Source organism: Sodalinema gerasimenkoae IPPAS B-353 (assembly GCF_009846485.1).
In the GTDB taxonomy this organism is placed as follows: Bacteria; Cyanobacteriota; Cyanobacteriia; order Cyanobacteriales; family Geitlerinemataceae; genus Sodalinema; species Sodalinema gerasimenkoae.
Genome location: NZ_ML776472.1, coordinates 145706 through 171121, shown reverse-complemented (window position 1 = coordinate 171121; position 25416 = coordinate 145706). Strand labels below are relative to the sequence as shown.

Genomic DNA, 25416 nt, shown 5'->3' with positions numbered 1-25416 from the left:
ATGAGATTCAAACAGCGAAAATCCCGCGACGACGTACCGGAACTCGAAATCACCCCTATGCTCAATGTGATGTTAGTGGTGTTGGCCTTTTTTGTCACCGTCGCTGCCAACCTAGCCGAAGAGGGAGAACATTTAATGGTTCGTTTACCGCAAGAGGCGGAGGCCTTGGAGATTGAGCCACCCGAGGCGGATTCAGACAGCCCCGAAGAGCCAGAATTTCTCCAGGTGGTGTTACAAGAAGGGGGCGCACTCTTGGTGAACGATCGCCCCTTGGAGAAAGCCCAACTTCTCGAACAACTACCCGGTTACCTGCAACAGTCCCCCCAGCGTCAGGTGTATCTCCAGGTATCCGAGGATGTTCCCTATCAAACGGTCATCGAAACCCTCACTGCCTTAAACGGGATTGGGGGCGATCGCGTCTCCCTGGTGATTGGTTGGGGTGAGAAGCGTTAAGCAGCGAGCATTCAGGAGTCACAAGCCAGGAGTCACCCACCTGACAGTTACTCCACCGTGACAGACTTGGCTAAATTCCGAGGTTGATCCACATCCAAGCCTCGCCGAGCGGCAATATGATACGCCAACAGTTGCAGCGGAATCACCGCCAAAATGGGCGAGAGAAGCTCCTCAACCACCGGAACCGGGAGCAAGTCATCAAAGGTTTCCTCCGCCTCCTTCTCATCCATGGGAGTGACCCCAATCAGGCGGGCATCCCGGGCCTTGGCTTCTTGAGCGTTGGAGAGGACCTTATCGTACACCGACCCCGGCATGGCGATCGCCACCACCGGAACCTTGGCATCCAACAGAGCAATGGGCCCATGTTTCATCTCCCCAGCAGGATAGCCTTCGGCATGGATATAGCTAATTTCCTTGAGTTTGAGGGCCCCCTCTAGGGCGATGGGGAAATTAATGCCGCGGCCTAGGAAGATAAAATCTTGCGTCTCCCCAAACTCATGGGCCAACTCCTCGATATAGCGTTCCTGACTCTCCAACACCAACTCAATTTGTCCCGGGAGTTGTCGTAACCCCGACAAAATCTCCTCAATCCGGGATTCGGGGAGAGTGTGCCGACGGTAGGCCAAATCCAAGGCCAGGGCATAAAACGCCATCACCTGGGCCACAAAGGTTTTCGTCGCCGCCACCCCAATCTCAATGCCTGCATGAGTATCGATGATATTCTCCACCAAATTGCCCAGAGAGGATTCCGGGCGATTGGTAATCCCCAGCAGACGGGGACTAAATTGTGGCTCTAAATCTGCTCGTCGTTCCTGTTCCATGGCCAACGCCGCCAGAGTATCGGCCGTCTCCCCCGATTGCGTCACCCCAATCACCAGGGTATTAGCCATCAGCGGCGCGGGAGCATAGCGAAACTCCGATGCGTACTGCACCATGGTGGGAATCCTCGCCAACTGTTCTAGGAGATATTTTCCCACTAGGGCCGCGTGCCAACTGGTCCCACAGGCCAGGATTTGGATATGTTCGAGGTCTTGATAGAGACTGGGGTTGAGATCCAGATTCACCGGTGGGGTGGTTTGGCCCGCTTCCCAGGTGCTGTTGGTATAGGCCTCTAAACACACCCGCACCACCCCTGGCTGCTCGTAGATTTCCTTGAGCATGAAATGTTTGAACCCTTGTTTTTCCACCACGATGGGGTTCCAGGTGAGGGTGCGGGGGCTTTTCTTGAGGCGATCGCCCTCAAAATTATAGAGTTCCACCCCCAGAGGGGTGAGTTTACCCATTTCCCCATTATCTAAGGTCAACACCGCCCGAGTATGGGGGATGAGGGCCGGGGTATCCGAGGCGCAGAAAAATTCCCCCTGGCCAAAGCCAATGGAAAGGGGAGCCTGTTGGCGGGCGACAATAAGTTCGTCGGGGTGATCGGCATGAATGACGGCGATCGCAAAGGCCCCTTGTAAGCGATTCACCGCTTGACGCACGGCTTCGAGGAAGGGGGAGGAAGTGACAGTGGCGGGCGCGGTAGAACTGGGAACCTTGAGGCATTCGGCAATGAGATGGGGAATCACCTCTGTATCGGTGTCTGATTTAAACAGATGGCCTTTGGCCTGTAATTCCCCTCGCAGTTCCCGATAGTTTTCGATAATGCCATTTTGAACCACAGCAATGCGACCGGACACATCCATGTGGGGATGGGCGTTATATTCTTCGGGTTTGCCATGAGTCGCCCAACGGGTATGGCCAATACCCAATTGAGCCGGGTTCTCCTCACCATCGAGCTTACGGCGGAGGTTGTGGAGTTTCCCTTTGGCTCGCACACAATGAATCTTATGGTCATTCACCGTGGCGATTCCCGCCGAGTCATAGCCTCGATATTCCAATTTTTCCAGGCCAGCCAACAAAATCTCGCTGGCGGGCTGCATTCCGATATAGCCGACGATTCCACACATGTGCGCTCACTCCTGACGAACCCGTTCATAAACCAGACCTGGCTTATGAACTTAGCAAAACTTGAGGCCTTTTGACAGGCAACGAGCTATCTCATCCGGACAGTCTCAGGTAACTCCGTCATGTCCCCAGCAAAAAAGGGGTGCGATCGCACCCCCATATAGACGAATGGAAGATCACATTAAACAGACGTTCAATGGATATTCTCTAGTAAGCCAGACCCATGCTGCGGCTAGTTTCCGCACCAAGATAGACTCGGACGCTCAAGAAGTCAGTCGGGCAAGCCGTTTCGCAACGTTTGCAGCCGATACAGTCTTCCGTACGGGGAGAGGTCGCGATTTGGCCAGCTTTACAGCCATCCCAAGGCACCATTTCCAACACGTCTAGGGGACAAGCACGGACGCACTGAGTGCAGCCGATGCAGGTGTCATAGATTTTTACCGAATGAGACATTGAAGATTACTCCAAACGAATGCTCTGCGACTGGTTTTTGATTATTGTCGGATTGGCAAAATTAAAAATTCTGTCAATCAGCGACCTTTGGATTATGGGCTAGTCTATCGTGTCACTCGGACTACGATGACAAAATGCAGCAAAACTTTAACAAAGTTGACATTTCGGAAGTCCACAGAGAAACGGTTACAGCCCTTAACCCATAAGACTTCCGAGAGATTTACAGTCCCAATTTCGTCAAAACAGAACGGGTTGAGACCATATGGCGATCTAATCCAAGGACCTTGGGATCAATTCCCAGAGCCAGGGCGATCAGTTGGGGCAAATGCAGCACCGGTAAGCCAAATTTCCGCCCCATGACGGTTTCAACATCCGGCTGTCGGGAGTCCAGATTGAGATGACAGAGTGGGCAAGGCGTTACCATACAATCTGCCCCTGCGTCAAGGGCTGCTTGTAAATGGGTTCCCGCCATCTGAAAAGACTGTTCTGTGGCGTAACTAGAGAGGGGCCAACCACAGCATTGAGTGCGTCCACCATACTCAATTGGGGTGGCGCCGAGGGTGCGAAAGACATTTTCCATCGACTGAGGGTTATGGGGGTCATCATAGGGGAGATGACTCTGAGCGCGGAGGATATAGCAGCCATAGAAAGCCGCACATTTGAGACCACTGAGTTTGTGAGTCACCCGCTTGTGCAATTCCTCAAGGCCATAGTCTCCCACGATCGCCCAGAGGAGATGTTTAACCTCCGTCGCCCCTTTGTAGGGGGAACAGTGGTCTTGACTGAGGAGAGCATTGATTTGCTCAACATACTCGGGGCGATCGGTCTGAGCGGTTTTTAAGCGTTCATCCACCCGCCCAATCACCCCCTGACAGGTACTGCAATGGGTCAGCAAAGGAAGGTTGAGTTCTTCGGCCAGGGCAATGTTGCGAGCATTCACCGTATCTTCGAGGAGGGCCGATTCTTCCTTAAAGGTTCCCGAACCGCAACAGGCGGCCCGTTTGAGTTCAATCAGTTCAATGTCGAGGGCTTGCGTCAATGCCGCCGTAGAATCATACAATTCACGACAGGCCCCCTGGGCCACACAGCCAGGGAAATAAGCATATTTGAGCATGAAAGTTGCTGGGTAAGCGTTCTCCTTCCCCATTGTCCCTAATTGCTGACCCAAGCGCAGCCTCGGCGATCGCATTTATGGCAAAAGTTGAGAAGGCAATAGGCAATAGGCAATAGGCAAGACCCCCCCTACTGCCTACTACCTTCTTCCCCCTACTGCCTGCTGCCTACTGCCTTCTTCCCCATACTGCCTGCTGCCTACTGCCTGTTCCCTGTTCCCTGTTCCCTATTCCCTATTCCCTATTCCCTATTCCCTATTCCCTGTTCCCTGTTCCCTATTCCCTATTCCCTATTCCCTCTCCCCTACTTAAACCGAGGCTCCCAAAGCAACGTCAGGGGATAGTAAATCACCGGCGACCATAAACTATTTAACACAGCCGAGCCGAGAGCAACCTGCTGGTAGTAGCGCCAAATTTCCTCGAAACTCCAAAACGCGGCCCCATCTGGCAAACGCCAACCATAGAGACTAAACTGCATGGCGCGAACCGTCTCGCCCACCACCGTCATCGCAAAAACAATCAATAAGACCGAGATAATATCATCCTGAACCACCCGTTCCCGTTGTAGACGAGCCGTCAGGATTCCCACAATCCCTAAACTAATGGCATGAGTTGGAACCGCTGCACTCATGCCATCTTGTAAGAGTCCCAGAGCCACCCCTGCCACAGCCCCTTCCCACATAGAGCGTTTAATACTCCAGGTCACCACCCAAACTAACAGCCAATTTGGGGCAATGCCCAACAACTCCATTCCCGGCAAACGAGCCGGGAGTAGGAGCAGACAGGGCAACACCGACAAGACCGTCAGAGTCCAGGACAGTAGACGCTGTCGGAGGGCTTGCCAACCCACCGGGGGAGGTGGAGTCAAGCCCGTGGCACGAACCGGGCGTAGGTCAGGCTGCATAAGGGCAGGAAAATCATTAGTCGAGCATTAATCGAGTTGCAGGCTCTCCCCGAGGGGATCAATGGGTTCTGCGGACTCAGTGGGCAGCGGAACCGAGGGTTTAGGATAGACCATCACCCATTCGAGAGAACTCAGAGGAGCTGAGATTTCAATCTCCGCCTGGGGAGCTGGGCTAGCATTTAAATTCACCGCTACCACCGTTCCCAGAGGCAAGCCAGAGGTAAACCGCTGACTATAGGGAGACGAGAGAATCGCATCTCCTTCCTTTACATCAGGGAGCTTCTCAAAAAATTCCACGATCGCCCGATTCGAGCCTTTCCCTCGTAAGACCCCCATTTCTCGTGAACGGCCCACCGTCACCCCCAGGGAACTACTGCCATCACTGATGAGTAAGACACGGCTTGTCTCATCCGTCACACTGACAATCCGCCCAACAATTCCCCCCGGCGCCATGACAATATCATCCACAGCAAGACCGCTCTTACGGCCGCGCCCCAAAAGAATCTGTTGCCACCAGCGATCGGCGCTGCGGCCAATCACTGGGGCAAAGGTGGGGTCTTGCTGCACTTGTGGTTCGTAGTCCAACAGTTCTCGGAGTTGAAGATTCTCTTGATTAACCTCAACCAGTCGTTGTTGGAGTTCAAGAACACGGGCGTTTACGAGTTCTTGTTCCCGGGCCTGATCCGACTCAAATGGGACAGAGACCCGTTGATAGATCTCAAACACAATCGCCCCATCCGTCTGACGAAACACCCAAGCGGAACCGATGGCTAATGTCGCCAACAGCCCCAGGGTTCGATAGCGTTGCCAACAACGACGCAAGACGTACAATAGCTTTCTCCTGTACTGTTCTGGTTAGGTGGAAGACTACGAACGGGATCAAGAGCGATCTCGGAAAACTCGTTGCAGTTGTTTTTTGTTTTCCAAGACACGTCCCGTTCCTAAGACCACACAACTGAGGGGATCGGCTGCTACATGGGTAACAATCCCCGTTTCATGGCTAATCAGGGTGTCGAGTCCTCTGAGTAAGGCTCCCCCTCCGGCCAACATGATACCGCGATCAATAATATCTGCCGCGAGTTCTGGAGGCGTACGCTCTAGGGTGCGTTTGACGGCCTCAATAATCACCGACAGGGGTTCCGACATACATTCACGAATTTCGGGACCCTTGATGGTAACGGTACGAGGCAACCCAGATAAGAGGTGCAAGCCACGGACATCCATAATGATGTCGTCTTCCTGAGTCGGATAAGCTGAGGCAACCTGGATTTTAATTTGTTCGGATGTGCGTTCCCCGATCACCAGGTTATGAACCTTTTTCATGTACTGGGTAATAGAATCACTCAGTTCATCGCCAGCTACCCGTACGGATTCACTGACAACGGTTCCTCCCAAACTGAGTACGGCAACCTCGGTGGTTCCGCCCCCAATATCAACAATCATGTTCCCCGTCGGTTCGGCCACGGGAAGTCCAGCCCCAATGGCAGCGGCGACTGGTTCGTCGATCATGTCCACATTTCTGGCACCGGCTTGATAAGCGGCTTCTTTAACAGCCCGCTCTTCAACCCCAGTGACCCCACTCGGAATGCCAATGACAATATGTGGGCCTACCAAGCCTGACCGGCCCCCGTGAACTTGCTTAATAAAATGCTTGAGCATTAACTCGGCGGTGTCGAAATCGGCAATGACACCATCCCGCAAGGGGCGTAGTGCCACCACATTTCCCGGAGTCCGACCGAGCATTTGTTTGGCTTCTTCCCCCACGGCTAGGGGAAGTTTGTTCTGTTGATCGATGGCGACCACCGATGGTTCCTGTAGAACGATACCTTTTCCAGAGACATAGACCAGGGTGTTTGCAGTCCCGAGGTCAATACCCATGTCTCTAGAGAGTGAGAAGCGACTTAAATTTGCCACGCGCGCCTGTGCCCTCCCAGTGTAGAATACGCTTGTGCTAGCAGAGATGATGAGGAAATGTTTACAATGACCGAGGTGGATTTTATACCATGGTCGTCAGTTCCGTCTAGTGTCTCTGCCTGAATCATGCTACGCCTCATCATACGCGGTTTTGGTTTTCTGTCGGGATAAAATTCACAGTCCTCTGAACTTGAATTGCGTCTAAAATGGGGTTGATGTATCGTTCAACAAATTCTCCATGACGCTCAATGTAGTCACTCTGGTGGGTCGGGTGGGAACAGATCCCGACGTCAAGTATTTTGAATCGGGCGCGGTGGTCTGTAATTTGACCTTGGCCGTGAATCGGCCGACGAACAAAACGGATAAGCCGGACTGGTTTAATTTGGAATTATGGGATAAGCGGGCTGAGGTTGCCGCGAATTATGTCCGCAAGGGCAGTTTAATTGGGGTGAAGGGATCTTTGAAGTTTGAGCATTGGCAAGACCGCAATACTAATGTCCCTCGCTCTAAACCGGTGATTCGGGTCGATCGCCTCGATCTCCTGGGGTCGAAAGGCGATCGCGATACCTCAGGTCTGGATACCTTTGAAGATGATGAGTTCTAAGCCTCGGGGGTGATCCCCAATGGCGATGTTTGATGTCTCCCTGTCCGATTTGTGGAACCCATTGTCAGGAGGATTGGCTCACCTGTCCGACCTGCGGCTGGGATGTGACCCCCGATTCTCGATGGGCGATCGCCCAGCACCCCAGTCATCTCTACTGGGGGCGATCGCTCTGGCAACGGCTACAACAGGAGTTGGCCCTAACCCAGCGATTGGCCACCCTAGAACAACGGCTGGATGACCTGGAACGAGGTCAGCAGATGTTCACTCACCCCAGGGAAGACCTCGGACTCGATTGGCCCTATTATCCTCTAGCGACCTATCTCTCTCAACAGAATTGGCAAGAGGCCGATGGCTGGACTTGGCAACGGATTTTAGAGGTGGCTCAGGTAGGGGAACGTCTCTGGCTAGACCCTGAGGAGATCGCCAACTTTCCCCAAGAGGAGTTACAGGTCTTGGATGAGTTGTGGTACAGCTATAGCGAGGGAACCTTAGGCTGGTCGGTTCAGGCAGAAATTTGGTGGGAGAGTGGGGGCCAGTACAGTCAGTTTTGCGATCGCGTCTGCTGGCGTTCGGGCGACACTTGGCTCTATTACCAGGACCTGCACTCTCAAGGCGACGCGCCTCGGGGTCATTTCCCCATTCTTCCCTGGCGTAAACGGGCCTGTTACGGTGTGGGAGGGTTGACCGCCTCCGAAACCCTGCATCACTGGATGGCCCGTTTTCCCCCTAGCCCCGATGACGGCCTTTTAAATACCTAAGATATAACTGTTTCATGAGTTCCTATTCTTGGATTGAGCGATCGCTGGCCACCATCCATAAAGCTAACTGGTATCGGCAGGTTCAGGCCATCGACGGACGGGGGGGAGTCGAGGTAAATCTTAACGGAACTGCGGTTATTAACTTTGCCAGTAATGACTATTTGGGCCTAGCGGGGGATGAGCGGCTGATTGAGGCCGCTGTTGCCGCCACGCGGGAGTATGGCACGGGGAGTACCGGCTCCCGGTTGTTGAGTGGTCATCGTCCCCTGCATCGGCAGTTGGAAGGGGCGATCGCCCGTCTGAAACAGACCGAGGATGCGATCGTCTTTAGTTCCGGCTATCTAGCCAATTTAGGAACCCTGGCAGCATTAGTGGGCCCTCGGGATGTTATTTTTTCGGATGCCTATAATCACTCCAGTTTGCGCCAAGGGAGTCTCCTCTCTGGCGCTACAATCTGGGAGTATCCCCATGGTGATGCCGCGGCCTTGCGGCAACAGATCCAGCAGCAGCGACATCAGTATCGGCGAGGATTGATTGTTACCGATGGGGTGTTTAGCATGGATGGGGATCTCTGTCCCCTACCGCAACTACTGGATTTAGCCCAAGCGTACGACTGTATGCTCCTCGTGGATGATGCCCATGGCACGGGGGTACTGGGGTCTCGCGGGGCCGGAACCGTCGATCACTTTAACTGTGGCGATCGCCCCCTCGTTCAGATGGGAACCCTCAGTAAAGCCCTCGGCAGCTTAGGGGGCTATGTGGCCGGGGACGCGGTTGTAATCGACTATCTCCGCAATCGCGCCCCCACCTGGATTTACACCACCGGACTCTCCCCCGCCGACACCGCCGCCGCCTTAGCTGCGATCGCTATCGTCGAGCAGGAACCTCAACGACGACAACAACTACGTCAGCATCACCATCATCTCAAATACAAGCTCACTAGCATACTTTCTCCAGAAAGTCAACTCCTGCCCACAGAATCTCCCATCCTCTGTGTGCAACTGAAAGATGCCGCCCAAGCCATCCATTGCGGCCAGGCCTTACGCGAGGCGGGACTGTTTGTTTCCGCCGTGCGTCCGCCCACCGTTCCCACCAGTCGGTTACGAATTACCCTGATGGCCAACCATGACCCCCAGCATCTCGATCGCCTCTGTGAGACTCTGCAAACCTTAGCCCTGTAATCCCCTCCCGTCAGGGGGACGCTTTCCGCTAAGCTAGATCATACCCATAATGACCAACCCTAGACCGTCACCCCCCGGGCCATACCTGGATTGTCTCCGTCCTGAGTGACCCCCATTGACTCACCCGTCAAACGTTACAGCAACCGTCCATCCAACCCCCTTTCCTGTTCACCGTTCGCTGTTTCCTCACCGATAACGACAAGCGGATGCTACACGCCAAACGGTTAAACCATCCATGAATGTCAAAACGTCCGTTTTGGAGGATTTGCGGCAAGCGCAGCCTCAACTGCGATCGCAAACTTACTTCAAATCGTCCCTTATCGCCCTCTCTCACGCCATGGAGGATCAGGTCTTAGCGGGAGAGAGGTCCCCGCTCGTGATCGCGACCTTCCAACAAGAACGCTTCTATCGTATGGAAGCGAATCGATACGCCCGCATCGCCCAAGCCACCGACCAAGTCTATGTCCTGGCCGCCCCCGAGAGTGATTTCACCAATCATTCCGGGCGCTATGAAACCATCGCCTTTAACCAGAACGAACCCCTAAGCCAGGAATGGAACCTGGTGGTTCTCGGCCGCAACTACGGAACCTGTCTCGTCTGTCAAGAACGAGATATTCCTGAGGATGAGAGTCGCTGGCTGGGGCAAACCAAGCTGGAAATCGACACCGCGCGACGCTTCGACGGCATTTGGAGTTTTGACCATGATGTCAGCCGTTTCGTGGCAGCACAGCTTTTAACGCGAATTCTCCATTATCGTCCTGAACTGGCCGATAAAGTCGCGCGAGCGCGTCGGGACTACGGCATTGATGACCGTCCCCCTGAACTTCGCGTTCCCACAACGGAAGGCTTAGGGATGAACCCCGGCCCCTTTGCCGAGCGACTCATTACCTACCTACAAGCGGGACAATACAAACTTCTCAAAGCCTATCGTTCCATTGCCGCGCAAGAAGAACAAGAGCGACTGGTCAACTCCATCACCACCGCCATTCGCCAATCCCTGGACCCCCAGGAAATCCTAAAAGTGGCCGTGCGAGAATTAGGAGAAGCCTTAGATGTCTGTCGCTGTCTCGTCTACCGCTGCAAAGAAACCGATGCCACAGCCACCATCGTCCATGAATATGCGGCGCCGGGTATCACCTCCCTTGTCGGCGAGACCTGGGTTTTACTAGATAATCCCTTATTTCAAGAAGCCATTGAACGGCAATCGGGAGTGTTTCTAGAAGACACGAATAACCCCCTCGAAACCCGCATGGAGAGTCTCGCGGGGCTACTCCAACAGCCAACGGCCCGAGAGTGGTTAGGGAAACAAGCTCAACGTTGGAAAATAGGCGCTTGGCTGATGATGCCGATTCTCTATCGGGGCAAACTCCTGGGAATTTTGGAGTTGCACCACTGTCAGGGATGCGCCCACCATTGGGCAGACGATGAGGTGGCTCTCGTCAATACCATCGCCATTCAGATGGGAACCGGCTTAATTCAAGCCGAAACCTACGCCCACCTCGAAGATCTCAACCAACAACTCGAAGCCCTAGAACGGACGCGCAGTAATCTCATTGCCATCACCGGCCATGAGTTACGCACCCCCCTGTCTACGATTCAGATTTGTTTAGAAAGTCTGGCCAGCGAACCGGATATGCCCGCCGAGTTACAGAAGGTGATGCTCAACACCGCCCTCGTCGACGCCGAACGACTCCGGGAACTGGTGCAAGACTTTCTCACCCTCTCTCGCTTTGAAAGTGGACGGGTGGAATGGAATTTAGAACCCCTTTCGTTAGAGGAATGTATTGATTTAGCCATGAGTGGGGTGAAGGCCCGTTACTCTGGGGACTCACTCCCGGAGTTGGTTGTGGATATTCCCTCAGATTTACCCTTAGTTCAGGCGGACGGCGAATGGCTCGTGCAAGTCCTGGGCAAACTTCTCGATAATGCCTGCAAGTTTACCCCGAGTGGCGGCGCGATTACCGTCCGGGCCACTCCCATGGGCTATCGCTTGCTGAAAGTGACCGTAGCCGACACCGGACGAGGGATTGAACCGGCGCGAGTGGAGGATATTTTCGAGCGGTTTTATCAGGAGGAAGGGGCCCTACGGCGGACTACTGGGGGAACCGGTTTAGGTTTAGCCATCTGTCGTCAAGCGATTCAACGCTGGGGCGGACAAGTCTGGGCGGAATCAGAAGGCAAAGATCGCGGCAGCCGCTTCCATTTCACGATTCCCCGCCTAGAGGACGAAACCACCCCACACACCTCATCCACCGCCGTTGAAGGTCTCTCAGCCGTCCCCAAACCCCGGCGATCGCGTTAAACCACCCAAAACACCCCCTCCCCCCCTCTATGTCCTCGGGCAGCCACCGTTCGGCGATCGCTCGCTGACCGCAAGGGCGTGCCCCTACGTAGTTCCCCTATTGCCTATTGCCTCTTGCCTCTTGCCTAGGGCGACCACGGTTCGGCTATCGCTCACCGACCGCAAGGGTACGCCCCTACGTGGTTTTTTGTTCCCCCTTCCCTAACAAACTGTTACATTTATTGACGAGATAGCCCACCTATCCCCGCAGCAGTGATAGGATGCCCATCAAGCTCTTTAATCTCGTTCAATTTAAACTTATGGCAGAAGAACTGACTGGAAAAACTCCGATTTTCGGTGGTAGCACCGGCGGTTTGCTTTCCGCAGCCGAACGTGAAGAAAAGTATGCCATCACCTGGAGCAGCCCCAAACAGCAAGTGTTTGAGATGCCCACCGGTGGTGCCGCTATCATGCACGAAGGTGACAACCTCTTGTACTTGGCCCGTAAGGAACAGTGCTTGGCGCTAGGAACCCAACTGCGGACGAAGTTCAAGCCGAAACTCGAAGATTTTAAAATCTATCGGATTTTCCCCAACGGTGAAATGGAATATCTCCATCCCAAAGATGGCGTGTTCCCCGAGAAAGTGAACGAAGGTCGTCCAATGGTCAACACCATCGATCGCAATATCGGCAAAAACCCCGAACCCGCGAAACTCAAGTTCAGCGGTAAACAGCCCTACACCGTCTAAAGCGGTTCCGATTGTCACGGACGTTAAGTTTTGTTCCCAGAGAATGTAGAATGTGTTAGCATCTGCATTCTCTTTCTCTTTGGGCGGTCTTAGCTGTCCGGGGAAGAGCGTAGGTGACAGGATGAGGACTGACCGGGGCAACGGTCACCGCTAAGTACGCTTCAACTCTGCACTATTGAAACCTGTGATCTTTCCTGATTTAGAACAATTTCGTAAACTGGCAAAAACGGGAAATTTTGTCCCGGTGTATCAGGAGTGGGTGGCGGACTTAGATACCCCCGTGTCGGCCTGGTATAAGGTCTGTGCTGGTCAACCCTATAGTTTTTTGCTGGAGTCAGTCGAAGGGGGAGAACGCATTGGCCGCTATAGTTTTTTGGGCTGCAATCCCCTCTGGGTACTCGAAACCCACGGCGATGAAACCCTGCAATGCCATCGCGATGGCCGGGTTGAACGGTTTGAGGGGAATCCCTTTGATATTGTCGAGAATTGTCTAAACCCCTATCAGCCGGTGAAGTTGCCGGAACTTCCCTCGGGAATTGGGGGGTTGTTTGGCTTTTGGGGCTATGAGTTAATTAATTGGATTGAACCTCGGGTCTCGGTGCATCCCGCTCAGGAGGGGGATTTACCTGATGGGGTATGGATGCAGGTGGATAACCTGTTGGTGTTTGATCAGGTCAAACGCAAGATTTGGGCGATCGCCTATGCGGATTTACGAGATCCTGAAGTAGATTTAGAAGCCGCCTACGCCCAAGCCTGCGATCGCGTCTCGGCGTTAGTAGATAAGTTACAGCATCCCCTCAGCAGTGAGGAGACCATGCTGGAATGGACGCCGCCTCATCTGAATGAGGATCAGCCCCTGGCCACTCGCAGCAACACGAGCCAGGAGCAGTTCTGTGAGAGTGTCGGTAGGGCCAAAGACTATATTAAAGCCGGGGATATTTTCCAGGTGGTGATCTCCCAGCGGTTATCGGCGGAGTTTAAGGGCGATCCTTTTTCCCTCTATCGCTCGATTCGCCTGATCAATCCCTCCCCCTATATGGCCTATTTCAACTTTAGGTCTTGGCAGGTGATCGGCTCAAGTCCCGAGGTCATGGTGAAAGCCGATCTCCTCGACGACGGAACCCGCCTGGCTACGGTACGGCCCATCGCCGGAACTCGTCCGCGCGGGAAAACGGCCCTGGAGGATGCGGAACTGGCGGCTGAGTTGTTGGCCGATCCCAAGGAAGTGGCGGAACATGTGATGTTAGTCGATTTGGGCCGTAATGACTTGGGGCGGGTTTGTGAACAAGGGAGCGTTAGCGTCGATGAGTTGATGGTGGTGGAACGCTATTCCCATGTCATGCACATTGTCAGTAATGTGGTGGGGAAACTAGCCCCCTCTAAATCGGCGTGGGATTTGTTAAAAGCCTGTTTCCCCGCCGGAACCGTCAGTGGTGCGCCCAAAATTCGCGCCATGGAGATTATCGCGGAGTTAGAACCCAGTCGCCGAGGTCCCTATTCTGGGGTCTATGGCTATTATGATTTTGAAGGACAGTTGAATACGGCGATCGCCATCCGCACGGCGATCGTAAACGCCAACGACTCCGGTGGACATACAGTCTCCGTCCAGGCCGGTGCAGGATTGGTCGCTGATTCTGACCCGGAGAAGGAGTATCAGGAGACCTTAAACAAAGCACGGGGCTTATTAGTGGCCATTCGCGCTCTCATGGGTTAATTATCCCTTATCCCTCGTTCACTCAACCCGCTAAACAACTATGATTTCATACCCCTGGACAGCCCTCGTAACCGTCGCCGCTCTCATTCTCTATTTTGTGGTTACCCTGAACGTCGGGCGAGCCAGGTTCAAATATAAGGTCTCTCCCCCCGCCACCTCCGGGAATCCTGATTTTGAACGGGTGTTTCGGGTACAGCAAAATACCGTAGAACAGATTGTCTTGTTTATCCCGGCCCTCTGGGTGTTTTCCCTGTTTGTCAGTCAAATCTGGGGCGCGGCCTTAGGTGCGGTGTGGGTCATCGGTCGGATTCTCTTTGCTTGGGGCTACTATCAAGCCCCGGAAAAACGGGCGGCCGGGTTTGGTATCAGTTCCTTAGTGACCATCGCCTTATTACTGGGGTCTTTGATTGGGGTAGGTCTGGCTCTGTATCAAACCCTTTAGAACCCGAAACAGCGACGGGGGAATCATGCCCCTATGATGCACGTACCCATCGCTGTTCAGGAGGTTTCAGCTAATACTTGGCATGGCCTAACATCCAAGGGCGATCGCACCGGGAGGGTTGATAGCGAGGCGCGTTCGGTTCCCGCTGTCGTGTCACCAATTTCGGGTCTGAACTCCCTGTAAAGCGACCCAAGTTGCCCGTATTTAAATTCACCATCGGGGCGGCAAAAATTCGCGCCGATGGGCCATCACAGTCAGGACAAGCTGGGGTTTGATCTCGGCTGGCGATGGTGCGCCAGGCCTCGAACTCCCCACATTGAGGGCATCGATATTCGTAAAGAGGCATGGACTTAATGGGGTAAAATGTCTTGGTCAAAAATTGCCGTGGGCAGGGCTAATGTACAGCAAGCATTGGGAATATCCACAATGCCACTAATGCGACCTTCGACGGGGGCGCAACTGAGCAGGAGATAGGCTTGTTCCCCAGTAAAGCCAAATTTCTTCAGGTATTCAATGGCATTTAAACAAGCCCGGCGATAGGAGACATGAGCATCTAAATAATACTGCTCTCCCGAAAACTCATCCACTGAAATACCTTCAAAAATTAGATATTCAGAATAGTGAGGTTCCACGGGACCGGGTTTGAAAATTGGGTTGACCATGCTGTACTTTTCAACCCCTCCCTTGATAATATCCACATGGAGATCAATATAGCCCGACATCTCAATGGCGCCACAGAAGGAAATCTCCCCATCTCCTTGAGAAAAATGAATATCCCCCATGGAAAGTTTCGCACCCTCGACATACACCGGGAAGTAAATCCGAGACCCCCGCGATAGGTTTTTGATATCACAATTTCCCCCATGTTCCCGAGGGGGAACCGTTCGGGCCGCTTCCGCTGCAACTCGCTCAAACTCAGAGTCAGGGAGGGTTCCTAGGATGGCGTTTTCGGGGTTGGGAAGGGCGGCCAGGGGCGGAATTTCGGGCTTCCAGGCTGGGCCCCCTTTATCGACGAGAGCTTTTTCCCGGCGGTTCCATTCGGCGAGGAGTTCGTGGGAGGGGGCGCAGCCGATTAACCCTGGGTGAGTGATTCCAGCGAAACGAACCCCAGGAATATGGCGAGATTGGGTGTAAATTCCCTGTAAATCCCAAATGGCTTTAGCAGCTTCGGGGAAATGGTCTGTTAGAAAGCCTCCACCATTGTTGCGCGCAAAGATGCCGGTAAAGCCCCATTCGTCGCCTTGTAAAGCACCGATATCTAAGATATCCACCACGAGGATATCACCGGGTTCAGCGCCGTTGACGTGAATGGGACCACTGAGGACATGAACAACATTCAGATTGACATCACGAATGTCACTGGGGTCATCGTTATTTTTAATTTGTCCGTCAGTCCAATCTTTACATTCGATGCGAAAGACATCGCCGGGATTCACGGATACAATGGCAGGAATGTCAGGGTGCCAGCGGTTATGGCCTGGCAACTCCTGTTCATTCATGGGCTTCGTCAAATCGACTTTAAAGAGGGTTTCTGGCATGATTATTTTGATGACCTAAAGTAAATAACTCACTCTTGCCTTGATGTCAAAGTTATCAAAACAAGGGTTAAATCAGTTGCTAATGAATTGAAGATTTAGGCTAATTTTGTTGAGGTTACTGTCAAGTTAGACTGGGGTGTTTTTGAGTGTGAAATAAACTTAAACGCTTTACTACGTGCTTCTTGTTACATTTGATACGAATTGATGCTCCCCCTTGAGGAGAACTCAAGGGGGGAGACTTCCGAGAATGAGAATGAGTTTTACGAAATGCAGTTAACTCCCGAATAGCTCAGGATACTTACCGGCTCAGTGGGGTGAGAATGAGTCTAAAAGAGGGGGATGATGTCAGGAGATAATGACGGAAGAGGCGGCGGTTTGGAGGAGCGCCCAGGGCATTAGGGGCGATCGCTGGTGATGGGTATCACCCCTAATGCCTGTCCTAGGTCACAAAATATCCTCTGTAGAATCACGGAGATGCACCCGGTTGAGTCACGGTACTCGCTGGAGATGGCAGTCATAATAAGAGTATCGAGTTCAGCCAAACACATCATGATTCCCCAAGTTCAACTTATCCCCGGCGCTATCTCTGCAATCCTCGCCTCCGTCACCGACACCGGAACGCTCACCCTCTCAGATCGCTACGGTCTTCTCGCCGCGACGTTAGATGAGAATCTCGATGAGTGTGATCGCCGTTCTGCAAACCGCCTGCTACGCTCCGTCTTACGAGGACAGGTGAAGGTCATTAACGACCTCTGTGTGGCTTAGAGAACCTCATGATCTCCTAGGGGTAAGGCTTTAGCTGACTCCTCCATCTACACCGCATTACAGAGGCTGCAACTCGACCTTTCATCCTTCTGTACGTGAACTACCCCCCATCCCGAGAGAGGATGGGGGGTTTGTTAATGTTCATCTAAACAGGAGCGGGTGGGACTTAAAGTAAGCCGACGAAGTGCAGAGGGCCGTAGCCAGTAATCAACTCCGCCATCAAGGCCAAAAATCCCAACATCGCCAGGCGACCATTCCAGGTTTCGGCGGAGGCGGTTAGGCCCCATTCCCAACGTTCTTGAGGATAGAACTTGGTCTTTTTGGGGGGGTGCATGACGCCGTCGAAACTGATATTGGGAGCTTTTGTGGCTTCTTCGACTAAATCGGCCAAGTCCTCGATAAACATCGGATGGGTGTTGAGGGCCGGAACGCGATGGAAATGCTCAATCCCAGCCTCTTGGGCAATTTCTCGATATTCCATATCGATTTCTTGGAGGGTTTCGATATGTTCCGAGACGAAGCTAATAGGGACGACAACGAGTGTTTTTACTCCCTGTTGGGCCAGGTTTTCGATCGCATCCTCGGTATAGGGTTGCAGCCATTCCACCGGGCCGACTCGACTTTGATAGGCGAGGGTATGCTGGTTGGGACGATTGAGGGTTTGCATAATTCCCTCGGTGCATTTCTCGATTTCTTCTTGGTAGGGGTCGCCGGCTTCCTCGACATAGCTGCGGGGAACGCCATGGGCACTAAAGAAAATATGAGCGTCGTCAGGAGTGGGAAGTCGGTCGAGTTCGCGGGCGATGAGATCGGCCATGGCTCCGAGATAGCCGGGGCGATCGTACCAGGAGGGGATGACAGTATAATCGAGTTGTTGTAGTTGGTCGTCTTCGTTCCAGAGTTTTTCTAGGAGGCGGAAGCTAGAGCCGCTGGTGCTGATGGAAAACTGGGGATAGAGGGGGAGAATTACCAGTTTTTCGAGTTGGTCGCGCTTGAGTTGGGCGATCGCCTCCTCGGTAAAGGGGTTCCAATAGCGCATCCCCACATAGACCTGAGTCTCATGTCCACGCTGCTTAAGCGTCGCTTCTAGGGCGCGGGCCTGTTCTTCCGTGATTCGCCGCAGGGGAGACCCACCCCCGATCTGTTGATAGTTTTCCTGAGATTTCTGAGTTCTCAGGCTTGAAATCATCCATGCGAGAGGCTTCTGCAACCATGAGAAGGGCAGGCGGATAATTTCGGGATCGGAGAATAGGTTGTAGAGGAATGGTCGGACATCTTCGAGCTTGTCCGGACCTCCCAAGTTCAGCAGAAGAACGCCAACGCGACCCATAGCAGCCTGTGTTTCCCAATTTTTTAGATTCTTTACCAATATTAACAGTGACGGGGGCGATCGACAACCACGACCTGATTGATTTGGCACGGCTCTTGGTCAATTTTGCCGGTTAAGTAACAAAATGTTGCTTTTTTTGACGATTTTTGACAATCTCTGAGAAAGCCCTTGTCAAATTTCACCATTGGGGAAACGTCGGGGAGCGTTTTCTTTGGGGGAGGCGGCCCCAGTGATGAGTCTCCCAGAGAAATCGCAGAGAGAGCGAGGGCAGATTCAATCTGGTATGGTAATCGTTCTGCTTCATCTGTCCCAACCCCGAGCGACCATCCGCTGGTATTGATTTCCCTGAATCTTCCTGTATGAAATCTTCTGAGATATCCACCGCTTTGAGTTCTGAGTCATTGTCGTTAACTCCCCCTCTAAAATGGGCCGGGGGGAAGCGTTGGCTAGTGAACCGCTTGAAGCCGTATTGGGATAAAATACAGCCCCAGCGTTTAGTTGAGCCATTTTGTGGGGGGTTGGCGATCGCCCTAGGGGTTTCCCCAAAACAGGCTCTCCTCAATGATATCAACCCCCATTTAATCAACTTTTATAGCTGGATTCAACGAGGACTCACTCTCGATATTGACACTCAGAATCATTCAGACTGCTACTATCAACATCGAACTCGCTTCAATGATTTAATTGAAGCCCAACAAGCCCAAACTGCTGAAGCTGCACAGTTATTTTATTATTTGAATCGTACCGGATTTAATGGACTCTGTCGCTTCAACCGTCGGGGGCTGTTTAATGTGCCGTTCGGACGATATAAAACGATAAACTATAAAACAGACTTTCAGGAGTACCAACCTGTCTTCCGTCGCTGGCAGTTTAGCCAGGGTGATTTTGCCAGCTTGGCCCTTAAAGAGGGAGATTTTATCTATGCTGACCCTCCCTATGACGTTGAATTTCGGCAATATTCCAGTGGCGGGTTCGACTGGAGTGAGCAAGAACGTCTCGCCAGTTGGTTAGGGGAGCAATCCGTCCCCGTAATTGCCTCAAATCAAGCTACAGAGAGAGTTTTAGCCCTGTATGAGCATCATGGCTTTGAGGTGACCACTCGCCCGGCCCCTCGTCGCATCAGTTGCAATGGCGATCGCACCCCCGCCCAAGAAATGTTAGCGTTCAAAGGGTTTTAAGCGGATGAGGACAGCCAAGGGCGAAGAGTTTAGACGCTCCCCCTAGTCTGAACTCTCACCATCAGGAGTAGGTCGGAACCTATTGCCGATCTTGCCACTCTGAGTAAAGAGAGAGTAAATTGGGCTAGTTTCCCGAGCCTTTCCTGTTCGCCGCTGACTCCCTGAATCCATGTCCCTTGTTTCCGTTATCTGTAGCCAGTATCCCGTTAATCTTGCAGATCCCAAAACTCGTTCTAGCCTAGAGTCGGTTCTCAACAGTCGCTACGAGAATCTGGAGTTGATGGTTTGGCTTCCGCAATCTCAGTCGCCTCCCTCGGACTGGGAGGATGCTCGGGTACGCTGGCTTGTCCCCCAGGACTCCCTCTCTGGATCCGCCGCCGCCTTAAATGAAGCACTTCGCCAGAGTCAAGGGGACTTCATCGCTTGGATTGAACCGGGGGATATCTGGAGTCCCGACAAATTTGTTTCCGTTATCTGTAGCCAATATCCCGTTAATCTTACAGATCCCAAAACTCGTTCTAGCCTAGAGTCGGTTCTCAACAGTCGCTACGAGAATCTGGAGTTGATCGCTTGGCTTCCGCAATCCCAGTCGCCTCCCCCGGACTGGGATGATACTCGGGTACGCTGGCTTGTCCCCCAGGACTCCCTATCGGGAGCCGCCGCCGCCTTAAATGAGGCACTTCGCCAGAGTCAAGGGGACTTCATCGCTTGGATTGAACCGGGGGATATCTGGAGTCCCGACAAACTCAGCCAACAAGTCGCGGCCTTAGAGTCCGCCGCCACCTCAGAGACGGCGATCGCCTATAGTCCTATCGCCGGTTCCAAGATTCCCCCTCACTCCCTTCTCCACCTCAACTCATCCTTGCATGACCATCTGCGTCTGCATAACATCTGGGAAACTCTATCAAATCCCCTGGTTCGATCTGAGGCTATCACCGCCATTGGAGGATTTGATGAATCCCTACCACTGCTGGGAGGTTGGGATTTGTGGCTTCGCCTGACTCAACAGACAATGGCGATCGCCCTCCCCACCCCCCTGGTGACCCTAAAACCGGTAAATCCCCTCTCCTGGGAGGAGTCGTCTGAATGGGAAGCCGGTTCACAGAGGCTTCTGGAGCGATTCTTGCGAGAGGACGATCGCCCCGATTTCCAATACAAAGCTCGTCACAACCTGCAAAAATATCAACTGGCCCAAGGCTTACAGACTCCCATCAGCCCCGAGTTGCGGGCGGCCCTGCAACTGCGATTACATCACCTCTGGGATGAGGATCTCAGTTGTCGCCATCAAGGACAACTGTTTCTGGATACCTATCAATACCTCATTCACCCAGATCGTACCTCCGAGACGAACTCCCTGGGCGATCGCTGGTTGCAACAGCTACAACTGACTCCTCATCCTATTATTTCCGTGATTATCCCGGTATTCAATGGCGAGGCTACCCTAGGGGAGACCATTGACTCGGTGTTAAACCAAACCTTTAGCGATTTTGAACTGCTCATCATCGACGATGGATCGAGCGATCACACCCCCGAGATTAGCCAATCCTTCCGGGATTATCGCCTGCACTACCAACGATATGAGAATGCCGGCCCCGCCACCAGTCGTAATCGGGGAGCAGCGATCGCCCGGGGTCACTATCTCTCCTTCATCGATGCTGATGACCGCTGGACCCCTGATAAACTAGAACAGCAATGGCAGGCCCTAGAAACTTACCCCGATGCTGCCGTCGCCTATAGTTGGACCAACTATATTGATGAAGCCGGTGACCTCATTAGAAACTTACCCCGATGCTGCCGTCGCCTATAGTTGGACCAACTATATTGATGAAGCCGGTGACCTCATCAGAACCGGGAGTCATCTCGATGTCACCTCAGACTCCAATGGACAGCCCCAAGCCGCTGATGTCTTAGCCTAGAACCGGGAGTCATCTCGATGTCACCTCAGACTCCAATGGACAGCCCCAAGCCGCTGATGTCTTAGCCTATCTGCTTTTAGGAGACTTCCTGGAAAATGGGTCTAACGTCCTACTACGACGTGACGCCTTTGAACGAGTCCAAGGCTTTGACCCCAGTTTAACCGTCGCCCATGACTGGGATTTATTTCTCCGATTAGCGGCTCGCTACTTTTTTATCTGCGTTCCCCAAGCTCAAATTCAATACCGTCTCAGCAAAACCTCGATTTCCTCACAAATTGAGCGACAAGAGACCTACTGTAAACTCGCCTTAGAGCGAGCCTATGCGAGCTGTCCAGAAGCGTTAAAATACCTTGAGAATCAGAGTTTTATAAATTTATACTATTACCTTGTATACAAAGCTCTTCAAGCCCCAATTGAAGCTGAAAATTGTCGCCTCGCCCTCTCCTTTATCCAGAAACTCGAACAACGACAACCGCGCTATTACACTCGTGATATTCCCCAACTCCAAGCCTATCAATCTCTCCTCAATCGGATTAAACTCATTTGCGAAATTTTCGGCAATCACCCAACTGAGCAAGCCACAAAACTCTGTCAGCAAGTTAGCTTGTCGTTAGACATCAGCGAGTTACTCACCTATACGAAATCTAAGCCCTATCCCGCAATTTCTGTCATTATTCCCGCCTATAATGCCCAATCAACCATCACCGAAACCCTAGAATCCGTCTTTGCCCAAACCTTTACAGATTTTGAGATCATTGTCATTGATGATGGCTCAACCGATGACACAGTCGCCGTTGTGAAGCAGCTCCAGGATGACCGTTTGAAGGTATTTTGCTATCCCAATGCCGGTCAAGGTGAAAGTCGTAATCGCGGAGCCTGTCATGCAACGGGTGAGTTTTTTGCCTTTCTTGACTCTGATGATCTCTGGAGAGTGGATAAACTCGAAGCTCAATATCAAGCGATTATCAATTGGACTCCCCCAGCCGAAGCAGAAGCGGTCTATCAAACCCGTCAACCGGCGGTGTCTTATAGTTGGGTGGATTGGGTGGATATCTCCGGTAAATTTATTCAACGAGGCTGTGACTATACTACCAATGGCTATGTGTATCCCCAACTGTTATTAAGTGACTTCATTGCGGGAGGATCAAATGCTATGATTTGGCGCGGGGCCTTCTATCAATTGCGTGGTTTTAACCCCGAGTTTCCACCGGCTGAAGATCGAGATATGTGGTTACGATTGGCAGAGAGATTTCATTTCGTCGCCGTTGAGAAACCCCTATTACGCTATCGCCAGGTTCCCACCTCGCAATCTGCTAATGTTACTCGCATGGAGCGATCGCAGTTACGAGTCTTAGAAGCGGCCTTTGAGCGGGCCCCAACCTGTCCCCCTTTCATTGAGCGGCCGGAACTCCTAACTCCCTACCGGCAACAAACCTATGCCAATTCTTATAAATACTTAACCTTTAAAGCCTTAGACGGCAACATTGACCGCCAGCAGGGCCACTTAGCCATCAAGCTGTTTAAAACCGTACTCGATAATGAACCCGAACTTTGGCAGGAGCGTCGATTTGTGTTTAAACTTTGGCTACGGATTCTTGCCACTGCTTTCTTACCATCGGCTTGGACTCAAAAGCTCCTTCAACGTTTCCCAACGTTTCCAACCCTTCACAGCCAGTTGTTAAGCTATACCAAGATGGGGGTCGCCGCTGAAGAGTCAGGAGCTTAGAGGGAGTCAGGTTGCATCGTCCACCATGAAGTATCCGCCAGGAACAGGAGCAAAATTGTTGAGAAACATGCCGATCTGGGAATCGTTCAAAACACTCTTTAAGAAATCACCGCCACCGGATGTAGAGGCGGAACTTGAGTCAGCGGCGGCCTATCAGGCGGCCGAGGATCTAGACGCAGCGGCCCAGGACTATTTGAGAATCCTCAGCCATTATCCTGACAAAAGTTGGTGGTATAACAAATCTCTTTGGGAGGTTCTTGAGGAAACGGAGCAATTACAGAGGGCGATCGCCGTCCTAGAGCGCGCTCATCAACAGGTTGGCTCGGTTCAACCCACTATTGCCCTCAATCTGGCTGAAGCCCTCACCCGCCAAGGAGAGTATTCAGCCGCTATCTCTCACTACCAAGCCGTGAGCTATGCCAAATTCTCGAAATCCTATCAGCAATTAGTAGAAACAGCTTGGACGGAAACCCCGTTATCACCCCAATTTATCATTATTGGGGCGGCAAAATCGGGAACCAGCGCCCTTTATAGCTATTTGGCGTCCCATCCGAAGGTGTTACCGGCGGTTGTTAAGGAAATTAACTTTTGGTCTGATCGATTTCATCATGGCTTACCCTGGTATCACACTCATTTTCCAGCCATCTCGGAGGCGATCACCTTAGAGCAAGGATTCATGACCGGAGAAGCCAGTCCCAATTACTTTGCCCATCCTGATGCTCCTCAACGACTCAAACAGGCCTATCCCAACCTGCGTCTCATCGTCAGCTTGCGTAACCCCGTCGACCGAACCATCTCTCATTATTATGATCGGGTTCGCCGTCGTCAGGAAATACGCCCTTTAGATCAGGCAATTTATGCGAGTCTGGATGGTAATTATACCACATCTGAAGAAGAAAAACTTGCCCAAAACTATCTTCAGCAGAGTTGCTATAGTGCTAATTTAAAAGGGTGGTATTCTCCGTTTACACCTGAGCAGATCTACGTTTTGAAAAGTGAAGACTTGCTGACGAACCCCGCCGCAATGAGTCAATCGGTGTTCAACTATCTTGGCCTACCAAGCCATCAGCTTCGCCAATATCGCAACTATAATGTCGGCCACTATCCCATCTCCTCTGCGATCGACCCGGATGCTGAGACGCAACTCAGGGTGAGACTACAAGACTATTTCAGAGAGGATCGCGAGCAACTTCAGGATATAATCGGACAAGTCTTGACCTGGTAGCTTAATGGCGATCTCTAATTTTATGACCAAAGCACCTTAATTAAAGTCTTAAACGAATCATGAGTATTTTGTTAGTGTCAACCCTTCAAACCAAACTAGACCGTCTTCAAACAAAAATCAAACAGAAAGGACTCTCGTTCAGGCTATTATTTCGAAAAGCTGGAGTGCGCTTAAATCCTAAAAATCCCTGGTCTCATTATCATCTAGCCAAATGTCTCTTGGAACTAAAACGATGGCAAGATGCCGAGGTGGTTTACCGAAAAACCTTAGAACTCAATCTAATGTCTCTTGGAACTAAAACGATGGCAAGATGCCGAGGTGGTTTACCGAAAAACCTTAGAACTCAATCTAGAAATTGCCCTAGCACATCATGAATTGGGAGATATTCTACAAAAGCGCAAGCAATGGTCTGAGGCTGTTAGAAATTGCCCTAGCACATCATGAATTGGGAGATATTCTACAAAAGCGCAAGCAATGGTCTGAGGCTGTCCATTGCTATCAGCAGGCTATTCAACATGATAACCAATTTTCCTGGTCATTCCATAATCTCGGAGATGCTCTCAAGGAACTTGAACAGTGGCATGAGGCCGCTGATGCCTATCATCAAGCCGCCGAACGCAATCCCGATTTTTTTGCAACCCATAGCCATCTTGCCGATGTGCTGATGCGTCTTCAAGATTGGCAGGGGGCCGTTGCTGCCTATCGCCAGGCCCTACGCTTGAATCCTCAACATTTTGAGAGTCTATATAACTTAGCCGCGTCCCTAGAACAGTTGGGCGATCGCCCTGCCGTCGCCGAAACCTATCTCAAACTCATTCCCCTCAAGCCCGATTTTCCCTGGTACTACTACTCATTTTTCTGGAAAACACTCCAAGCCGAAGAGCGGCTCACCGAAGCTGAAGCAGCCTATAAACAAGCCCTCAGCCTTGACTCAAACAACATCGAAATTTACATTAACCTTGGCGATACCCTTAGCCTATAAACAAGCCCTCAGCCTTGACTCAAACAACATCGAAATTTACATTAACCTTGGCGATACCCTCATTCATCAAAAGCGAATTCCTGATTCACTGCCCTACTATGAAAATGCCCTAGACATCAAATTAAGCCGTCACTATCCCTCACTGCTAGAATCCCGACGCAATAATCCCGACTTTTCTAGACATCAAATTAAGCCGTCACTATCCCTCACTGCTAGAATCCCGACGCAATAATCCCGACTTTAA

Annotated in this window: 27 protein-coding genes and 1 pseudogene; 18 read left to right on the top strand and 10 right to left on the bottom strand. The window is 52.1% G+C overall.

The annotated features are described in order from the left end of the window. A complete protein-coding gene (locus tag L855_RS00720; protein WP_159783217.1) occupies nucleotides 1–453 on the top strand; it encodes an ExbD/TolR family protein in 453 nt (150 codons plus the stop codon). Between the two features lie 47 nt (nucleotides 454–500). Here L855_RS00720 and glmS read toward each other — a convergent pair whose 3' ends face one another. From glmS to L855_RS00690, 6 genes are all read right to left on the bottom strand, one after another. After that, nucleotides 501–2402: a glutamine--fructose-6-phosphate transaminase (isomerizing) gene (gene glmS, locus L855_RS00715; RefSeq protein WP_159783215.1), complete on the bottom strand. Its 1902-nt coding sequence runs from the start codon at nucleotides 2400–2402 to the stop codon at nucleotides 501–503. A gap of 205 nt (nucleotides 2403–2607) precedes the next feature. Next, nucleotides 2608–2853, bottom strand: coding sequence for a photosystem I iron-sulfur center protein PsaC (psaC, locus tag L855_RS00710; protein ID WP_159783213.1), 246 nt, complete (start codon nucleotides 2851–2853; stop codon nucleotides 2608–2610). A gap of 220 nt (nucleotides 2854–3073) precedes the next feature. Next, entirely contained in the window at nucleotides 3074–3967 is an 894-nt protein-coding gene (locus tag L855_RS00705; RefSeq protein WP_159783209.1) for a CoB--CoM heterodisulfide reductase iron-sulfur subunit B family protein, read from the bottom strand. 302 nt (nucleotides 3968–4269) lie between these two features. After that, nucleotides 4270–4869, bottom strand: a complete 600-nt coding sequence (gene mreD, locus L855_RS00700) for a rod shape-determining protein MreD (RefSeq protein WP_159783207.1) — start codon at nucleotides 4867–4869, stop codon at nucleotides 4270–4272. A 27-nt stretch (nucleotides 4870–4896) separates the two neighbouring features. Continuing rightward, entirely contained in the window at nucleotides 4897–5700 is an 804-nt protein-coding gene (mreC, locus tag L855_RS00695) for a rod shape-determining protein MreC (RefSeq protein ID WP_159783205.1), read from the bottom strand. Between the two features lie 48 nt (nucleotides 5701–5748). Beyond that, nucleotides 5749–6747: a rod shape-determining protein gene (locus tag L855_RS00690; RefSeq protein WP_192924971.1), complete on the bottom strand. Its 999-nt coding sequence runs from the start codon at nucleotides 6745–6747 to the stop codon at nucleotides 5749–5751. A 274-nt stretch (nucleotides 6748–7021) separates the two neighbouring features. Between L855_RS00690 and L855_RS00685 the strand changes: the two genes are divergently transcribed. The 7 genes from L855_RS00685 to L855_RS00655 all read left to right on the top strand — a co-directional run bounded on the left by L855_RS00685 (nucleotide 7022) and on the right by L855_RS00655 (nucleotide 14512). Further along, nucleotides 7022–7387, top strand: a complete 366-nt coding sequence (locus tag L855_RS00685; RefSeq protein WP_159783201.1) for a single-stranded DNA-binding protein — start codon at nucleotides 7022–7024, stop codon at nucleotides 7385–7387. A gap of 32 nt (nucleotides 7388–7419) precedes the next feature. Next, nucleotides 7420–8145, top strand: coding sequence for a GUN4 domain-containing protein (locus tag L855_RS00680; protein ID WP_159783199.1), 726 nt, complete (start codon nucleotides 7420–7422; stop codon nucleotides 8143–8145). 14 nt (nucleotides 8146–8159) lie between these two features. Continuing rightward, nucleotides 8160–9326, top strand: a complete 1167-nt coding sequence (gene bioF, locus L855_RS00675; RefSeq protein ID WP_159783197.1) for an 8-amino-7-oxononanoate synthase — start codon at nucleotides 8160–8162, stop codon at nucleotides 9324–9326. A gap of 235 nt (nucleotides 9327–9561) precedes the next feature. After that, nucleotides 9562–11628 (top strand): DICT sensory domain-containing protein, encoded by a 2067-nt coding sequence (locus L855_RS00670; protein WP_159783195.1) that lies wholly within the window; start codon nucleotides 9562–9564, stop codon nucleotides 11626–11628. A 299-nt stretch (nucleotides 11629–11927) separates the two neighbouring features. Beyond that, nucleotides 11928–12356, top strand: coding sequence for a photosystem I reaction center subunit II PsaD (psaD, locus tag L855_RS00665; protein ID WP_159783193.1), 429 nt, complete (start codon nucleotides 11928–11930; stop codon nucleotides 12354–12356). A gap of 184 nt (nucleotides 12357–12540) precedes the next feature. Then, a complete protein-coding gene (gene trpE / locus L855_RS00660; RefSeq protein WP_159790886.1) occupies nucleotides 12541–14070 on the top strand; it encodes an anthranilate synthase component I in 1530 nt (509 codons plus the stop codon). A gap of 40 nt (nucleotides 14071–14110) precedes the next feature. Next, complete coding sequence (locus tag L855_RS00655; RefSeq protein WP_159783191.1) at nucleotides 14111–14512, top strand: MAPEG family protein; 402 nt, start codon at nucleotides 14111–14113, stop codon at nucleotides 14510–14512. Nucleotides 14513–14582: 70 nt separating this feature from the next. Here the strand turns inward: L855_RS00655 and L855_RS00650 are convergent, their stop codons facing one another. The 3 genes from L855_RS00650 to L855_RS00640 form a co-directional block, all read right to left on the bottom strand. Continuing rightward, nucleotides 14583–14858, bottom strand: a complete 276-nt coding sequence (locus L855_RS00650; RefSeq protein WP_159783189.1) for an FmdB family zinc ribbon protein — start codon at nucleotides 14856–14858, stop codon at nucleotides 14583–14585. A 4-nt stretch (nucleotides 14859–14862) separates the two neighbouring features. After that, nucleotides 14863–16050, bottom strand: coding sequence for a formamidase (fmdA, locus tag L855_RS00645; protein WP_159783187.1), 1188 nt, complete (start codon nucleotides 16048–16050; stop codon nucleotides 14863–14865). A gap of 395 nt (nucleotides 16051–16445) precedes the next feature. Then, nucleotides 16446–16601: a hypothetical protein gene (locus L855_RS00640; protein ID WP_159783185.1), complete on the bottom strand. Its 156-nt coding sequence runs from the start codon at nucleotides 16599–16601 to the stop codon at nucleotides 16446–16448. Between L855_RS00640 and L855_RS00635 the strand changes: the two genes are divergently transcribed. Further along, a complete protein-coding gene (locus tag L855_RS00635; protein ID WP_192924970.1) occupies nucleotides 16600–16815 on the top strand; it encodes a hypothetical protein in 216 nt (71 codons plus the stop codon). The genes L855_RS00640 and L855_RS00635 overlap by 2 nt on opposite strands. 166 nt (nucleotides 16816–16981) lie before the next feature. On the opposite strand, the gene hemH is transcribed toward L855_RS00635, so the two are convergent. Beyond that, nucleotides 16982–18145 (bottom strand): ferrochelatase, encoded by a 1164-nt coding sequence (gene hemH, locus L855_RS00630; RefSeq protein WP_159783183.1) that lies wholly within the window; start codon nucleotides 18143–18145, stop codon nucleotides 16982–16984. Between the two features lie 359 nt (nucleotides 18146–18504). On the opposite strand from hemH, the gene L855_RS00625 reads away from it, so the two are divergent. From L855_RS00625 to L855_RS00590, 9 genes and pseudogenes are all read left to right on the top strand, one after another. Further along, entirely contained in the window at nucleotides 18505–19323 is an 819-nt protein-coding gene (locus L855_RS00625) for a DNA adenine methylase (protein WP_159783181.1), read from the top strand. A gap of 169 nt (nucleotides 19324–19492) precedes the next feature. Next, complete coding sequence (locus tag L855_RS21565; protein ID WP_246198668.1) at nucleotides 19493–21130, top strand: glycosyltransferase; 1638 nt, start codon at nucleotides 19493–19495, stop codon at nucleotides 21128–21130. Continuing rightward, complete coding sequence (locus L855_RS00615) at nucleotides 21087–21239, top strand: hypothetical protein (protein WP_159783179.1); 153 nt, start codon at nucleotides 21087–21089, stop codon at nucleotides 21237–21239. Before L855_RS21565 ends, L855_RS00615 begins: the two co-directional genes overlap by 44 nt. Before the next feature lie 70 nt (nucleotides 21240–21309). Further along, nucleotides 21310–21624: pseudogene (locus tag L855_RS22635) on the top strand (glycosyl transferase family A); the annotation flags it as partial. A 219-nt stretch (nucleotides 21625–21843) separates the two neighbouring features. Continuing rightward, nucleotides 21844–22965 (top strand): glycosyltransferase family 2 protein, encoded by a 1122-nt coding sequence (locus L855_RS00605; protein ID WP_159783177.1) that lies wholly within the window; start codon nucleotides 21844–21846, stop codon nucleotides 22963–22965. A gap of 67 nt (nucleotides 22966–23032) precedes the next feature. Beyond that, a complete protein-coding gene (locus L855_RS00600; protein ID WP_159783175.1) occupies nucleotides 23033–24190 on the top strand; it encodes a tetratricopeptide repeat-containing sulfotransferase family protein in 1158 nt (385 codons plus the stop codon). A gap of 59 nt (nucleotides 24191–24249) precedes the next feature. Beyond that, entirely contained in the window at nucleotides 24250–24564 is a 315-nt protein-coding gene (locus L855_RS22630) for a tetratricopeptide repeat protein (protein WP_425500541.1), read from the top strand. Then, nucleotides 24561–25172: a tetratricopeptide repeat protein gene (locus L855_RS00595; RefSeq protein ID WP_159790883.1), complete on the top strand. Its 612-nt coding sequence runs from the start codon at nucleotides 24561–24563 to the stop codon at nucleotides 25170–25172. Before L855_RS22630 ends, L855_RS00595 begins: the two co-directional genes overlap by 4 nt. Further along, complete coding sequence (locus tag L855_RS00590; RefSeq protein WP_159783173.1) at nucleotides 25150–25404, top strand: tetratricopeptide repeat protein; 255 nt, start codon at nucleotides 25150–25152, stop codon at nucleotides 25402–25404. Before L855_RS00595 ends, L855_RS00590 begins: the two co-directional genes overlap by 23 nt. Nucleotides 25405–25416 lie beyond the last annotated feature (12 nt).

Excerpts from the sequence above, each read along its gene's own strand:
- L855_RS00705 (WP_159783209.1), bottom strand. The coding sequence starts at position 3,967 with ATGCTCAAATATGCTTATTTCCCTGGCTGTGTGGCCCAGGGGGCCTGT.
- L855_RS00635 (WP_192924970.1), top strand. The coding sequence starts at position 16,600 with ATGATTCCCCAAGTTCAACTTATCCCCGGCGCTATCTCTGCAATCCTC.
- L855_RS00625 (WP_159783181.1), top strand. The coding sequence starts at position 18,505 with ATGAAATCTTCTGAGATATCCACCGCTTTGAGTTCTGAGTCATTGTCG.
- psaC (WP_159783213.1), bottom strand. The coding sequence starts at position 2,853 with ATGTCTCATTCGGTAAAAATCTATGACACCTGCATCGGCTGCACTCAG.
- psaD (WP_159783193.1), top strand. The coding sequence starts at position 11,928 with ATGGCAGAAGAACTGACTGGAAAAACTCCGATTTTCGGTGGTAGCACC.
- fmdA (WP_159783187.1), bottom strand. The coding sequence starts at position 16,050 with ATGCCAGAAACCCTCTTTAAAGTCGATTTGACGAAGCCCATGAATGAA.
- L855_RS00595 (WP_159790883.1), top strand. The coding sequence starts at position 24,561 with ATGAATTGGGAGATATTCTACAAAAGCGCAAGCAATGGTCTGAGGCTG.
- L855_RS00670 (WP_159783195.1), top strand. The coding sequence starts at position 9,562 with ATGAATGTCAAAACGTCCGTTTTGGAGGATTTGCGGCAAGCGCAGCCT.
- L855_RS00680 (WP_159783199.1), top strand. The coding sequence starts at position 7,420 with ATGTCTCCCTGTCCGATTTGTGGAACCCATTGTCAGGAGGATTGGCTC.
- L855_RS21565 (WP_246198668.1), top strand. The coding sequence starts at position 19,493 with ATGTCCCTTGTTTCCGTTATCTGTAGCCAGTATCCCGTTAATCTTGCA.
- hemH (WP_159783183.1), bottom strand. The coding sequence starts at position 18,145 with ATGGGTCGCGTTGGCGTTCTTCTGCTGAACTTGGGAGGTCCGGACAAG.
- L855_RS00655 (WP_159783191.1), top strand. The coding sequence starts at position 14,111 with ATGATTTCATACCCCTGGACAGCCCTCGTAACCGTCGCCGCTCTCATT.
- mreD (WP_159783207.1), bottom strand. The coding sequence starts at position 4,869 with ATGCAGCCTGACCTACGCCCGGTTCGTGCCACGGGCTTGACTCCACCT.
- L855_RS00720 (WP_159783217.1), top strand. The coding sequence starts at position 1 with ATGAGATTCAAACAGCGAAAATCCCGCGACGACGTACCGGAACTCGAA.
- L855_RS22630 (WP_425500541.1), top strand. The coding sequence starts at position 24,250 with ATGAGTATTTTGTTAGTGTCAACCCTTCAAACCAAACTAGACCGTCTT.
- glmS (WP_159783215.1), bottom strand. The coding sequence starts at position 2,402 with ATGTGTGGAATCGTCGGCTATATCGGAATGCAGCCCGCCAGCGAGATT.
- L855_RS00600 (WP_159783175.1), top strand. The coding sequence starts at position 23,033 with ATGCCGATCTGGGAATCGTTCAAAACACTCTTTAAGAAATCACCGCCA.
- L855_RS00650 (WP_159783189.1), bottom strand. The coding sequence starts at position 14,858 with ATGCCTCTTTACGAATATCGATGCCCTCAATGTGGGGAGTTCGAGGCC.
- L855_RS00685 (WP_159783201.1), top strand. The coding sequence starts at position 7,022 with ATGACGCTCAATGTAGTCACTCTGGTGGGTCGGGTGGGAACAGATCCC.
- bioF (WP_159783197.1), top strand. The coding sequence starts at position 8,160 with ATGAGTTCCTATTCTTGGATTGAGCGATCGCTGGCCACCATCCATAAA.
- L855_RS00690 (WP_192924971.1), bottom strand. The coding sequence starts at position 6,747 with ATGGGTATTGACCTCGGGACTGCAAACACCCTGGTCTATGTCTCTGGA.
- L855_RS00640 (WP_159783185.1), bottom strand. The coding sequence starts at position 16,601 with ATGATGTGTTTGGCTGAACTCGATACTCTTATTATGACTGCCATCTCC.